11 protein-coding genes and 1 pseudogene are annotated in these 13,439 nt (G+C 67.7%); 5 read left to right on the plus strand and 7 right to left on the minus strand.

Features of this window, described 5'->3' with window-relative positions:
- Positions 1–568 precede the first annotated feature (568 nt).
- On the minus strand, positions 569–1,780 hold the full coding sequence (gene tyrS / locus AC1DOM_RS00005) for a tyrosine--tRNA ligase (RefSeq protein ID WP_498959183.1): 1,212 nt from the start codon (positions 1,778–1,780) through the stop codon (positions 569–571).
- 183 nt (positions 1,781–1,963) lie between these two features.
- Between tyrS and AC1DOM_RS00010 the strand changes: the two genes are divergently transcribed.
- Both AC1DOM_RS00010 and AC1DOM_RS00015 read left to right on the plus strand, forming a co-directional pair.
- Positions 1,964–3,385 (plus strand): peptidoglycan DD-metalloendopeptidase family protein, encoded by a 1,422-nt coding sequence (locus AC1DOM_RS00010; RefSeq protein ID WP_498959184.1) that lies wholly within the window; start codon positions 1,964–1,966, stop codon positions 3,383–3,385.
- 7 nt (positions 3,386–3,392) lie between these two features.
- Positions 3,393–4,520: an anhydro-N-acetylmuramic acid kinase gene (locus AC1DOM_RS00015; RefSeq protein ID WP_498959185.1), complete on the plus strand. Its 1,128-nt coding sequence runs from the start codon at positions 3,393–3,395 to the stop codon at positions 4,518–4,520.
- 12 nt (positions 4,521–4,532) lie between these two features.
- Here the strand turns inward: AC1DOM_RS00015 and AC1DOM_RS00020 are convergent, their stop codons facing one another.
- From AC1DOM_RS00020 to AC1DOM_RS00030, 3 genes are all read right to left on the minus strand, one after another.
- Entirely contained in the window at positions 4,533–4,829 is a 297-nt protein-coding gene (locus AC1DOM_RS00020) for a hypothetical protein (protein ID WP_498959186.1), read from the minus strand.
- A gap of 82 nt (positions 4,830–4,911) precedes the next feature.
- Positions 4,912–6,210, minus strand: a complete 1,299-nt coding sequence (locus AC1DOM_RS00025; protein ID WP_498959187.1) for an AmpG family muropeptide MFS transporter — start codon at positions 6,208–6,210, stop codon at positions 4,912–4,914.
- The gene (locus AC1DOM_RS00030) at positions 6,207–6,980 is read right to left on the minus strand and encodes an exodeoxyribonuclease III (protein WP_498959188.1); all 774 of its coding nucleotides are present in this window, start codon (positions 6,978–6,980) and stop codon (positions 6,207–6,209) included. Before AC1DOM_RS00030 ends, AC1DOM_RS00025 begins: the two co-directional genes overlap by 4 nt.
- 118 nt (positions 6,981–7,098) lie before the next feature.
- Here AC1DOM_RS00030 and pyrE point away from each other — a divergent pair, with 118 nt between their 5' ends.
- Both pyrE and AC1DOM_RS00040 read left to right on the plus strand, forming a co-directional pair.
- Positions 7,099–7,758 carry an orotate phosphoribosyltransferase gene (gene pyrE / locus AC1DOM_RS00035; RefSeq protein WP_498960169.1) on the plus strand — a complete coding sequence of 220 codons (660 nt, stop codon included), beginning with the start codon at positions 7,099–7,101 and terminating at the stop codon, positions 7,756–7,758.
- 40 nt (positions 7,759–7,798) lie between these two features.
- Positions 7,799–8,524 (plus strand): HMG-box domain-containing protein, encoded by a 726-nt coding sequence (locus AC1DOM_RS00040; RefSeq protein WP_498959189.1) that lies wholly within the window; start codon positions 7,799–7,801, stop codon positions 8,522–8,524.
- A 12-nt stretch (positions 8,525–8,536) separates the two neighbouring features.
- Here AC1DOM_RS00040 and AC1DOM_RS00045 read toward each other — a convergent pair whose 3' ends face one another.
- The 3 genes and pseudogenes from AC1DOM_RS00045 to coaBC all read right to left on the minus strand — a co-directional run bounded on the left by AC1DOM_RS00045 (position 8,537) and on the right by coaBC (position 12,622).
- A complete protein-coding gene (locus AC1DOM_RS00045; protein WP_498959190.1) occupies positions 8,537–10,918 on the minus strand; it encodes a phosphomannomutase/phosphoglucomutase in 2,382 nt (793 codons plus the stop codon).
- A 17-nt stretch (positions 10,919–10,935) separates the two neighbouring features.
- Positions 10,936–11,397, minus strand: a complete 462-nt coding sequence (dut, locus tag AC1DOM_RS00050; RefSeq protein WP_498959191.1) for a dUTP diphosphatase — start codon at positions 11,395–11,397, stop codon at positions 10,936–10,938.
- Positions 11,394–12,622 (minus strand): annotated as a pseudogene (coaBC, locus tag AC1DOM_RS00055) (bifunctional phosphopantothenoylcysteine decarboxylase/phosphopantothenate--cysteine ligase CoaBC). Before coaBC ends, dut begins: the two are co-directional and overlap by 4 nt.
- A gap of 98 nt (positions 12,623–12,720) precedes the next feature.
- On the opposite strand from coaBC, the gene radC reads away from it, so the two are divergent.
- A complete protein-coding gene (gene radC, locus AC1DOM_RS00060; RefSeq protein ID WP_498959192.1) occupies positions 12,721–13,407 on the plus strand; it encodes a RadC family protein in 687 nt (228 codons plus the stop codon).
- Positions 13,408–13,439 lie beyond the last annotated feature (32 nt).

Genomic DNA, 13,439 nt, shown 5'->3' on the forward strand with positions numbered 1-13,439 from the left:
ACTTGCATGTGTTAGGCACTTGCATGTGTTAGGCCTGCCGCCAGCGTTCACTCTGAGCCAGGATCAAACTCTTCACTTAAGTTTTGCGGCTCGGACCGAAGTCCTCGCCAATTTCTTGAGTGCAGTCGTCGTCCCAGGCTCGAAATCACTCGCTGGCTAAACAATTGCTTGTTTGCCATTTGAATTGACTTGTTGCTCTGTTACGAACGTCTGCAAGATGGACAACGTATCCACCCGCCAGACGCCCGCACAAGTCACCTGCGCACACTGTCAAAGATCGTCGGGATCGGCCTCAGCGCCTTCTCCCTTCCCCCGCCGCACCGAAGTGCCCGAGGGAGCCGCACATCATACAGGCGATCCGAAGAACGTCAACACCTGATGAAGACAAATTTCGTGGAAGCGAGCAGCGATTCAGTGATGTCGTCGCTGGCGGCGAAACCGCTGCCGCACCCGCTTCCGGCGGGCCGCGCATTATGCCGATTCGGCGGAAAGGAGCAACTGTTTTTTCGATCGGATTTCGACATTCGATCCAATCCGATCAAATGCCGTGCGCGACTTCAGCCAAACCTCAAGGCGCCGCGACCAACCTGACGCGCGCGAAGTTGCGCTTGCCGATCGCCAAAACGCCTTCGAAACCCGGCCCGAAGGCCAGCGCCGCGTCTTCGACGACCGCGCCATCCACGCGCACCGCGCGTTCCTTGAGTTTGCGATTGGCTTCCGAATTACTTGGCGCGAGCCCCGCGGCGACGAGCAATTGCGCGATGCGCAAACCATCGGCGGGCACCGCCACGTCCTGCAGCGGCAACGACGCGACATCGCCTTCGCCACGCACGGCTGCATTCCAACCGGCGATCGCGACTTCCGCAGCCGCTTCACCGTGGAAACGCGCGGCCAGTTCGCGCGCCAGGCGCAGCTTCACGTCGCGCGGATTCAACGTACCCGCCGCGACTTCGGCGTTGAGACGGACGGCCTGCACCGCATCGATCTCGAAACTAAGCAGCTCGATCCACCGCCACATCAGCGCATCGCCGATCTTCATCGTCTTGGTGACCATGTCGATCGCCGGCTCGTCGATGCCGATGTAGTTGCCCAGCGACTTGCTCATTTTCTGCACGCCGTCGAGGCCTTCGAGCAGCGGCATCGTCAACACGATCTGCGGCGCCTGCCCGAAGTGTTCCTGCAGCCCGCGCCCCATCAGCAGGTTGAATTTCTGGTCCGTGCCACCGAGCTCGACATCGGCCTTCAACGCCACCGAGTCGTAACCCTGCACGAGCGGATACAGGAATTCGTGGATCGAGATCGATTGCTGCGCCGCGTAGCGCTTGGCGAAATCGTCGCGCTCGAGCATGCGCGCCACGGTGTGCTGCGCCGCGAGCTTGATCATGTCCGCCGCGCCCATCTGCCCGAACCACTCGCTGTTGAACCGCAGTTCCGTGCGCTCGCGATCCAGCACCTTGAACACCTGGTCGGCATAGGTGCGCGCATTGGCTTCGACGTCTTCGCGCGTCAGCGGCTTGCGGGTGACGTTCTTGCCCGTCGGGTCGCCGATCATCCCGGTGAAGTCGCCGATCAGGAAGATCACCTGGTGCCCCAGGTCCTGGAACTGCCGCATCTTGTTGAGCAGGACCGTGTGGCCCAGGTGGAGGTCGGGGGCAGTCGGGTCGAAACCGGCCTTGATGCGGAGCGGACGGCCGGTCTTCAGCCGGGCTTCCAGCTCGTCGCGCTTGAGGATTTCGTCGGCGCCGCGGCCGATTTGTTCTAGGGCAGCCTGGATCGACACAAAGATGAACTCGATGAGGGTTGTTACGAATCCGTGACCCGGATCGTGAAGGTAGCGTTAAAGCGGGGTTAAAACAAAAACCCCATCCCACTCAAGGGTTTGACGCAGGTTTCTAGCGTGTCTATGGTAGCGCCGTTACGCGCAGCTCACGGCGCGCTAACTGGTTTTCGAAGGGGAAGCACCATGGGCAAGTCCGGAATCGACAAGGCACGCCGCGCACGGCTCGACATCCTGCGCGAAGCGGCGCTGCACCGCCACGTCGCCGCGCGCCTGCCGGCCGGCTTCAGCGGCCGGTGGACCCGTCGCCAGTGGGCCCATGTCAGCCTGTTCGCCACGCTGGGCGTGCTGGTCGCCGCCATCGTCCCCGGTTTCTCCGATGCGCGCCACGCCGGCGGCCTTTCGCCGACGCAGGCCCGCACCACCCTCGCTCTTTCGCTGCCGCCGCTGTCCATGGCCCGCTTGCACGGCCAGGCCGGCGACAGCTGGCAGATCGTCCGCGTCGAACGCGGCCAGACCCTCGGCAGCCTGTTCGACGACATGGACGTGCCCGCGTCCACGATGCACCAGTTGCTCGAGCAGCCCGGCGCCAAGCAGGCGCTCACGCGCATGAAGCCGGGCACCGAGCTCGCCTTCGACCTGCCCGTCGGCGGCCAGCTGCGCGCGTTCCGCTACGACCGCGACGAAACGCATCGCGTCGAATACCGCATCGACGGCGACAAGGTCAGCGAGAAAGTCATCGAGCGCCCGACCGAATCGCGCACCGTCGTCATCAGCGGCAACGTCGGCAAGTCCCTGTTCCATTCGGCGCGCAAGCTCGGCCTGTCGGGCAGCGCGATCACGACGCTCACCGACGACATCTTCAAGTACGACATCGACTTCAACGAAGACGTCGCGTCCACCGACCGCTTCAGCGTCGTGGTCGAGCAGACCTGGCGCGACGGCGAACTGATCCGCACCGGCCCGGTGCAGGCCGCGACCTTCACCGTCGGCGGCAAGCTGCATTCGGGTTTCCGCTTCGAGCGCAACGGCAAGTCGGAATACTTCACCGCCGACGGCCGCCCGCTGAAGAAGAGCTTCATCCGCATGCCGATTCCGTATGCGCGCCTGACTTCGACGTTCGGTTCGCGCCGCCACCCGGTGCTCGGCACCGTGCGCCAGCATCAGGGCGTCGATTACGGCGCGTCCACCGGCACGCCGATCATGGCGGCGGGCGATGCGCGCGTGCAGTTCGCCGGCTGGAAGGGCGGTTACGGCCGCGCGGTGATCCTCGACCACGGCCGCGGTTACACCACGCTGTACGGCCACATGTCGCGCTTCGGCGACATCAAGGTCGGCCAGCGCATCCCGCAGGGCAAGGTGATCGGCTACGTCGGCATGACCGGCCTGGCCACGGGCCCGCACCTGCATTACGAATTCCGCATCAACGGCGTGCACCGCAATCCGCTGTCGGTGACGATGCCGCCGCCCGAACCGCTCAACGGCGCCGCGCTCGCGCAGTTCCGTTCGCAGACCTCCACTGCGCTGGCACGCATCCAGAGCGTCGAGAAGGTGATCTACGCCGACGCCGACGTGCCGTCGAAGCCGGTCAAGAACAAGAAGGCCTGACGTTCGCGTGGAAACACGCGACGCACGTCCAAGCGACGGTGAACTCCACCTCGGCCTGATCTCGGGAACGAGCGCCGACGGCATCGACGCCGCGCTCGTCCGCTTCGAAGGCTCCCATTGCAGCCTCGTCCGCGGCGAAACCTATCGCTGGGATCCGCAATTGCGCGCGCGCCTGGTGGCATTGGGCCAAGGCGGCGATGCGCGATCGCTCGRCGAGATCGGCATGCTCGACGTGCAGGTCGCGCAAGCCTTCGCCGATGCCGCGCTGCGTTTGATCGAAGCTGCGCGCCTGTCGCCGGGCGACGTGCGTTCCATCGGTTCGCACGGACAGACGATCCGCCATCGCCCCGCGGCCGCGCATCCGTTCACCTGGCAAATCGGCGACGCGCATGTCATCGCCGAACGCACGGGCATCGACACGATCGCCGACTTCCGCCGCCGCGACCTCGCCGCCGGCGGCCAGGGCGCGCCGCTCGTGCCCGCCTTCCACGCCGCGCTCCTGCACGATGCGAATGAAGCGCGCGCCGTGCTCAACCTCGGCGGCATCGCGAACTTCACCCTGCTGCCGCGGCAGGGCGATGTGCGCGGTTTCGACACGGGCCCCGCGAACGCGTTGATGGACGCGTGGTGCGAACAACACCACGGCACGCCCTTCGATGCGCACGGCGCTTTTGCCGCAAGCGGCCGCGTCGACGAAGCACTGCTCGAACGCCTCCTCGCCGAACCGTGGTTCACGCTGCCGCCGCCGAAGAGCAGCGGCCGCGAACACTTCCACCTCGACTGGGTCCGCGCGCAGCTGCGCGGCGGCGAAGCACCGGAAGATGTGCAGGCCACCTTGCTGGAAGTCACCGCGCGCACGGTCGCCGATGCACTGCGCGCGCACCAGCCGGACACCCGTCGCGTGCTCGTCTGCGGCGGCGGCGTGCACAACCCGGTGTTGCTGGCGCACATCGCCGCGCACTTGCCGGGCGTACGCGTGGAATCCACGGCCGTGCACGGGCTCGATCCGGATTTCGTCGAAGCGATGGCCTTCGCGTGGCTCGCGCGCGAAACGTTGGCGGGGCGTCCCGGCAATGTGCCGGCGGTGACCGGTGCGCGCGGTCCGCGCGTGCTCGGTGTCCTCTACCCGCGCTGATCAGCGCCGGCGCTAGAGGTCTTCGACCCAGCGATCCAAGATGTGCGTCGGCGCCGGCGGTTCGGGCGCACGGCCGATCAGCCCGAAGCCCTGGTCGCTCGCCACGCCTTCCATCGCGGCGATCGCTTGTTCCAGCGCGGTCGATTCGCGGTCGTTGAAATGCACGTGCAGGCCTTGCTCGCAGGCCATCAGCCCGCGTTGCAGCAGGTTTTCGAGCGTGACGTGCATGCTCCAGCCGCGCGCATCGGCCAATCGCTTGATGCGATCGGCCATGTTCGGATCGATGTCGCGCAATACCAGGTCGGTCATGCGGCCTCCATCCAAGCCCAACGTCAAACCGGGTGGGAACGGGCCGGATCATGCCCCGATGCCTTCACGCGGACAACGGGGCTCAGCGGTCCGCCGGTACGTCGATGTGGCGGAACCGGGGCCAGAGGTAGAGGAACAGCAGCGTGGCGGGCAGGACGGCCAGGGTCGCGATGATGAAGTAGGTGCCGTAGCTCGTGGCTTCCACGATGCCGCCCGCGAACACGCCCAGGACCTTGCCCGGCAGGTTCACCATCGAACTGAGCAGTGCGTACTGCGTGGCGGTGTGCTGCTTGTTCACCAGGGCCGACAGGAAGGCGACCGCCGCGGTGCCGAGGAAGCCGAGGGTGATGTTCTCCGCCGAGATCACCAGCGTCAGCGCGGGAATGCTGCCCGGGTGCGCGATCAACCACACGTACAACAGGTTGCACGAGGCACACAGCACGATGGACGCGAGCAGCGGCTTGCGCACGCCCCAGCGCGCGATCGCCATGCCGCCGAGGAACACGCCGATGATCCCCATCCAGATGCCGTAGATCTTCGTGACCGCGCCGATTTCCGTCTTGGTGAATTCCAGCGACAGGTAGAACGGGCTCATGATCCCGCCGACGAGCGCCTGTTCCGGAATCTTGAACAACAGGATGAACGCCAGCGTCAGCAGCGCGGTCTGCGCGCCGTAGCGGCGGAAGAAATCGACGAAGGGTTCGACGACGCTTTCGCGCATCGCTTCGTTCCAGTCCGCGGGGCGTTTGCGCAACACCTGAGGTTCGCGCGCGATCAGCGTGACCACGACCGGCAGCAGCATCAGGCCCGCCAGCAACTGGTACACCGCGCTCCACGGCATGTGGTCGGCCATGAACAACGCGAATGCGCCGGTCACGATCAACGCGATGCGGTAACCGAGCGAGTACGTCGCGACCAGCGCGCCCTGCACCGAGGGTTCGCCGATTTCGATGCGGTAGGCATCGACCGCGATGTCCTGCGTCGCGCCCGCGAATGCGACGATCAGCGTGAACACGACGAAGACGCCCAGCGATGCGGGCGTGGCCCATGCCATCCCCAACAAGCCCGCGATGACGGCCAACTGCGCGAACAACAACCACCCGCGGCGTTGCCCGAGTCGCACGAACAGCGGCAGCCGCCAGTGGTCCAGCAGCGGCGCCCACAGGAATTTCAGCGCGTAGGTCATGCCCGCGCTGGCGATCACCGTGATCTCCTTGAGCACGATGGCGTTTTCCTTGAGCCAGTACGCCAGCGTGCCGGCGACCAGCAGGAACGGCAGGCCCGAGGCGAACCCGAAGAAGAACATCGTCCACGCCGCGGGTTGGGTGAACGCTTTCCAGACGGAGGGTTTCGCGGGCTTCGCGCCGGGCGACGCACTCACAGTTTGTAATCCACGACGAACGGCGCGTGGTCGGAAAAGCGCGGCGTCGGATGGATCTCGCATCCCTTGAGCTTGTCGCGCAGGGAGGGCGTGCAAAACTGATAGTCGATGCGCCACCCGACGTTCTTGGCGCGCGCCGCGCCGCGATTGCTCCACCAGGTGTAGTCCTGGCCGTCGCTGTGCAGCGCGCGGTACGCATCGACCCAACCGGTGTCGTCGGCGCACATGCCGTTGAGCCAGTCGCGCTCGCGCGGCAGGCAGCCGGAGTTCTTCTGGTTCGACTTCCAGTTCCTGATGTCGAGCTCGCTGCGCACGATGTTCCAGTCGCCGCACAGCACGTAGTCGCGGCCGCTGTGCAGCCAGTGGTGGAGGATCGGCCGCAGCCACTCCATCACTTCGAACTTGAAGCCCTGCCGCAATTCGCCCGACGAGCCCGACGGGATGTAGAACGACACCACGCTCAGGTTGCCGAAGCGGGCTTCGATGTAACGTCCTTCATCGTCGAACGGCGCCCAGCCCAGGTTGGTGCGGACCTCGTCGGGCTGGCGCTTGCTGTAGATGGCCACGCCGCTGTAGCCCTTCTTCGTCGTCGCGTCGCGGAACCAGGCCTTGTAGCCCTTGGGCAGGAATTCGGGGCCGGAGACCTGGTGTTCCTGCGCCTTGGTTTCCTGGAGGCAGAGGACGTCGGCGCGCTGGTCGTTGAACCAGTCGAAGAACCCCTTGCCCGCCGCGGAGCGGACGCCGTTGGCGTTGAAGCTGACGATGCGCAAATCGCGGGATCCGTTCTCGGGTGCAGCGCCAAGCCTAGCCCATCCGCGCGCGCCGCCGGACCTGCCCCGCGCCGGGCCTTATCATTGGCTTCATCCATCCAATGCCCGACGGCCCCACGTGACCGACCACCGCGCCCGCTTCCTCACACTCGCGCTGCGTGCGCAGGCCCTGCGCTTCGGCGCGTTCACGCTCAAGTCCGGCCGCGAAAGCCCGTACTTCTTCAACGCCGGCCGCTTCGATTCGGGCGCGGCGCTGGCCGAACTGGCCACGTGCTATGCCGATGCGGTGGACGCCGCCGGCCTGGGTTTCGACGTCCTCTTCGGGCCCGCTTACAAAGGCATCCCGCTGGCGACCGCGGTGGCCTGCGAATACGCCCGGCGCGGCCGCGACCTGCCGCTGTCGTTCAACCGCAAGGAAGCCAAGGCGCACGGCGAGGGCGGCGTGCTGATCGGCGCGCCGCTGGCCGGCAAGCGCGTGCTGATCATCGACGATGTGATCACCGCCGGCACCGCGATCCGCGAGGCGCTCGGCATCATCCGCGATGTCGGCGGCATCCCGGCCGGCATCGTGATCGCGCTCGACCGCCAGGAGCGCGCCAGCGAGGCGCATGCGCAGTCGGCCGCGCAGGCCGTCGCGGATGAACACGCCCTGCCGGTCGTGGCCGTGGCGACGCTGGCCGACCTGCTTGCGTTTGCCGGCGAAAGCGCCGACCTTGTGGACCACCGCGATGCCCTGCTCGCTTACCGCGCGCGATACGGCATCGCCACCGCGCCGTAAGATGGCGCCCGGGGACGAACGCAGAACAGGGGCTGCGACCATGCCTTCCAGCAAAACGCTCACCACCGCCACGTTGTTGCTCGCGCCGCTGCTCGCGCTTGCGCTGCTGCCCACCGATGCGCACGCGCAAAGGCGCGGCACGCCGCCGCCGAAGAACAAGAAACTCTATTGCTGGGAAGAAAACGGCGCGAAGGTCTGCGGCGATGCGCTGCCGGCCGAGGCCGCCGGCGTTCGCCGCACGGAGTTCAATGCCTCCGGCCGCCACACCGGCGAAATCGATCGCGCGATGACGCCGGAAGAACGCGCCGCCTACGAGGCCGGCCTCGCCGCCGACAAGGCACGCGCCGAAACCGAACAAGCGCGTACCCGTCGCGAATTGGCGATGGCCGAGTCGTACGAAACCGAGGACGACCTGCGCAAGTCCTTCCAGGAGCGCATCGACCTGGTCGAGGAATCGCTGAAGGCCTCCGAACTGGGCGTCATCGGTTTGCGCCAGAGCCTGGTCGCGCTGCTGCGGCAAGCGGGCGAGAACGAACTCGCCGGCAAGCCGGTCTCGCCCGTCGCGCGCACCAACATCAACACGCAGCATGCGGAATTGCGCCGCCGCGAGCGCCTGTTCGCGCAGCAGCGCGTGCAACGCGCGAGCCTGGACGAAGAACTCGATTCGGTCCTGACGCGCTATCGCGAAATCAAGCAGGGCCAGCAGGCGAAGAAAGACGCCGCCGCTTCGGCTACGCCTGCACAGCCGCCCGCGACGGGCGGCTGATCCACCCGGGCTTCAGAACGGCAGCACGAGGTCCGGCCGCACCGCGAGCAGTTGTTCGCGGAAGGCGGTCTGGATGCGCGCGAGCGCCTCCTTGTTGTCGCCGTCGAAGCGCATCACCAACACCGGCGTGGTGTTCGATGCGCGCACCAGGCCCCAGCCGTCCGGCCAGTCGGCGCGCAGGCCGTCGATCGACGACAGGCGCCCGCCTTCGAACTTCGCCTTCGCCTTGAACAGGTCGACGAACGAATGCGGATCGTCGTTCGGCGCGGGCACCTTGATCTCGGGCGTGGACACGCCATCGGGCAACGCATCGAGCACTTCGCTCGGCGAGGTGCTGCGGCTTGCGAGGATCTCGAGCAGGCGCGCGGCGGCGTAGATGCCGTCGTCGAAACCGAACCAGCGTTCCTTGAAGAAGAAGTGGCCGCTCATCTCGCCCGCGAGCTCGGCGTCGGTCTCGCGCATCTTGGCCTTGATCAGCGAATGGCCGGTCTTCCACATCAACGGGCTGCCGCCGTGGCGCAGGATCTGGCCCGGCAGGCGACCGGTGCACTTCACGTCGTAGACGATGACCGCACCGGGGTTGCGCTCGAGCACGTCGGCCGCGAACAGCATCAGCAGGCGATCGGGGAAGATGTTGTGCCCGTCCTTGGTCACCACGCCGAGGCGGTCGCCGTCGCCGTCGAAGGCCACGCCGATGTCGGCGCCCAGGCGCTTGACCATCTTCACGAGGTCTTCGAGGTTGTGCGCCTCGCTCGGGTCGGGATGGTGGTTGGGAAACGTGCCGTCGACTTCGCAGTACAGGGGCGTGACTTCCGCGCCGATCGCGGTGAGCACCTGCGGCGCGATCGCGCCGGCGACGCCGTTGCCCGCGTCGACGACCACCTTCAGGCGGCGGTCGAGCTGCACGTCGGCGGAAATGCGGTCGATGTAATCCTTCGACACGTCGCGCTGCTGCACGTTGCCCGGCGTGGGCGCTTCGTGCAGGCGATCCTCGGCGATGCGCGCGTAGAGGTCTTCGATCGCCTTGCCCGACAGCGTCTCGCCGCCGACGACGATCTTGAACCCGTTGTAGTCCGGCGGATTGTGGCTGCCGGTGACCGCGACGCAGCAACCGGTACGCAGTTGGTAGGCCGCGAAATACACGACCGGCGTCGCCGCCAGGCCGATGTCGACCACGTTGCGGCCGGTCTTGCGCAGACCGCGCACGAGGCCATCGATCATGTCGGGGCCGGACAGGCGGCCGTCGCGGCCGACGATGATGTCGTGCAGCCCGCGCTCGGTCATCAGCGAACCGATCGACTGGCCGATCAATTCGGCGACGCCCGCGTCGAGCGTCTTCCCGACGATGCCGCGGATGTCGTACGCGCGGAAGATGGACTTGTCGATGAGCACGCGGCCGGCAGGCGCCGGCGCGGTGGGTTCGGCGATGCGCGGCGCGAGTGCTTCCTCCGGCGCCGTCACCGGTGCGATGACGACCGGCGCGGCCACCGGCGCCGCGGCGGGCGCACCGGACTGCATCTGCGCCAGCGTCGGTGCTTCGGCCTGGTGTTCGTCTTCGACCGCGACCGCGGGTTTGCGACTGGCACGCAGTGCGAGCCAGCCGAACACCGCGAACAGCAGCGCTGCGATCCAGCACGGCAGCGCGCCGAGCCCGAACGGCGCCTTGCCGGCATCCGGCAGGCCGGCGGCGATGCGCCAGCTCGTGCCCTTCACCGGGGTGGCGAGCACTTCGGCGCCGTTGGCGAGTTCCTTGTCGCCGTGCTCGGCGACGCTGTAACTGCCCTGGCGCAGCGCGAGGTAACTGTCGTCTCCGATCGTGGCTTGCGCGACGGGGCCGATCGCGCGGTCCAGCGGCAGGCGCACATACGCCACGCCGACGCGCACCGGACCGTTGTGCGCGGGCGCGGCGACGGCCAGGCGCGGGCTGCCGCCGTCGCGCACGATCGCGGCGACCGCCTTGTTCTCCGCGATCGCGGTCTCGGCGACGCCGACCTTGCCGTAACCGAGCTTGGGCAACGCGCCGTATTGCGCTTCGAACCCGTCGGCGAAAATCTCGGCCGACTCCGCGCCGACCCATCCCTGCTTCAGCGCGGCGGCGGCGGCGGGAAGATTGCCCTGCGCAAGCGCGGCCTGCACCGTGGCGGATTTCAGGCGCGTGTCGAGTTCGGCCAATTGCTTCGTGACCGCCGAAGAAATCTCCCTGGCGGCGAAGTCGCGCGCCTGGGTCAGCGTGGACGCGCGGTTTTCGGCGCGGTATTGCACCCACCCGCTCCACGCCAGCCACAGTGCGACCAGGCCGCAGAGCACGGCCACGACCGGCATGAGCGGCTTGAGTGCGCCGCCCGGAATGCCGAGTTTGCTCTTCGCCGGTGCGGCGCTGTCTTGTTCCGTCATTCCTGAAAATCCCCCGGTTAACGCACGCCGGTATGGCCGAAGCCACCGCTGCCGCGCGCGCTTTCTTCGAAAGTATCCACTACCTGCAACGTCGCGCGCACGATCGGCAACACGACCAGCTGCGCGATCCGGTCGCCCGGCGAAATCGTGAAGGCCTCGCGGCCCCGGTTCCACGTGCTGATCATCAGCGGGCCCTGGTAGTCGGCGTCGATCAGGCCGGTGCCGTTGCCGAGCACGATGCCGTGCCGGTGGCCCAGGCCCGAGCGCGGCAGGATCACCGCGCAGAGCGTCGGATCGGCCAGGTGGATCGCCAGCCCGGAGGGAATCAGCGCCGTCTCACCCGGCTCCAGCAGCAACGGGGCGTCCAGCGCCGCGCGCAAATCCAGGCCTGCGCTGTGTTCGGTCGCGTAGGCCGGCATCGGCCATTCGTCGCCGAAGCGTGGGTCCAGCACCTTCACTTCGAGCACCTTGTGCGTCATGCGGGCAATCGCTCCTCCACCAGATCCAGCAGGGCATCGGCGAGCGCGGTCTTCGGCGCGGGGCCGAGCGAGCGTTCGCCGAGGGTTCCGTTCGTGTCGCGCCAGTAGATCGACAGCGCATTGTCGTCGCTCTCGAAACCGCTGCCGGCCTGGCCGACGCGGTTGGCGGCGATGAGGTCGATGCGCTTGGCGTCGAGTTTGCCTTGCGCGTATGTGGGCAGCGCGTCTGTTTCGGCGGCGAAGCCGACCACCATGCGCGGGCGGCGCGGATCGCGCGCGACGTCGGCGAGGATGTCGGGCGTGCGCACCAGGCGCAACGTCAGCACCGCTTCGCCGGGGCGCTTCTTGATTTTCGACGGCGCCAGGTGTTCGGGCGTGAAATCGGCGACGGCGGCCGCGCCCACGTAGACATCGGCCGGCAGCGCATCGAGCACGGCCGCATGCATCTGCGCGGCCGATCGCACGTCGATGCGCGCCACGCCCTCGGGCGTCGGGAGATGCACGGGTCCTGCGACGAGCACGGTGTGCGCACCGCGTCGCGCGGCGGCGGCGGCGATCGCGAAACCCATCTTCCCGCTGCTGCGGTTGCCGAGGAACCGGACCGGATCGAGGTCCTCGTAGGTCGGTCCCGCGCTGACGACGACGCGGAGGCCGGCAAGGCTCAAGCGGTCGCCCTCGCGAGCGCGGCGACGATGTCCAGCGGCTCGACCATGCGGCCGGGCCCGGATTCGCCTTCGGCCAGCGGCCCTTCGGCGGGCCCGACGATGTGCGCGCCGCGTTCGCGCAGCAGTGCGACATTCGCCTGCGTCGCCGCGTGCAACCACATGCGGTGGTTCATCGCGGGGCACAGCGTGATCGGCGCGGTCGTGGCCAGGCACAGCGTGCTGACCAGGTCGTCGGCGAATCCGTGCGCGAGTTTCGCGATCGTGTTGGCGGTGGCGGGGGCGACGAGGATGGCGTCGGCCCAGCGCGCGAGTTCGATGTGGCCCATCGCCTGTTCGGCGGCGGCATCCCACAGCGAGGTGCGCACGGGCAGGCCCGACAGCGCCTGGAAGGTCTGGGCGCCGACGAAGCGCTGGGCGTTCTCGGTCATCGCGACCTGCACGGTCGCGCCCGCGTCGCGCAGGCGGCGGACGAGGTCGGCGGCCTTGTACGCCGCGATACCGCCGCAGACGCAGAGCAGCACCTTCCGGCCATGCAGGGCGGCGACGGGTTCGGCCTTCATCGGTCGGAAAACCCCCACGGCGGAATAGGCATCCAGCTTACCCGAACCCCTCCATTCCCCTGATACACCCCCATCCGCCCACACGACACGCTATGGCCATGCGCATCCGCGACTGGCCCTCCCTAGAACGCCCACGCGAAAAACTCGCCGCCCACGGCGCCCGGGTCCTGTCGGACGCCGAGTTGCTCGCCATCTTCATCGGCTCGGGCCTGCGCGGCCAGGACGCCGTGACCACGGCGCGCCACCTGCTGAATACGCAGGGCTCGCTGCGCGCCCTGCTCGATCATCCGCTGCCGCTGATGGAACGGCTCAAGGGTATCGGCCGCGCGCGCGCCTGCCTGCTGCTGGCCGCGCTGGAACTCGGGCACCGCCACTACGCCACCACGCTCGAGCCCGGCGATCTCATGTCCGGGCCGGGCGTAGTCGGCGAGTTCTTCCACCGGCGTCTGCGCGATCACCGCGCCGAAGTCTTCGCCGTGATGTTCCTCGATACGCGGTTGCGGATGATCGCCTTCGAGGAACTCTTCCACGGCACCGTGGACCAGGCGGATATCTACCCGCGCGAGATCGCCAAGCGCGCGCTCGCCCTCAACGCCGCCGCCGTGGTGGTGGGCCATAACCATCCCAGCGGCACGCCCGAGCCCAGCAACGACGATCGCAAGACCACCCTGGAGATGCGCAACTCGCTGCGGCTGCTCGGCATCCGCCTGCTCGACCACGTGATCGTCGGCGAAGGCCCGCCCCTGTCGATGGCCGCACGAGGGCTCTTCTCATGCGTGCCGTAGACTATGCGGCCGTCGTTTCGGCCTTCGGCAAC

The sequence above is a fragment of the Lysobacter sp. P5_B12 genome (assembly GCF_056400425.1).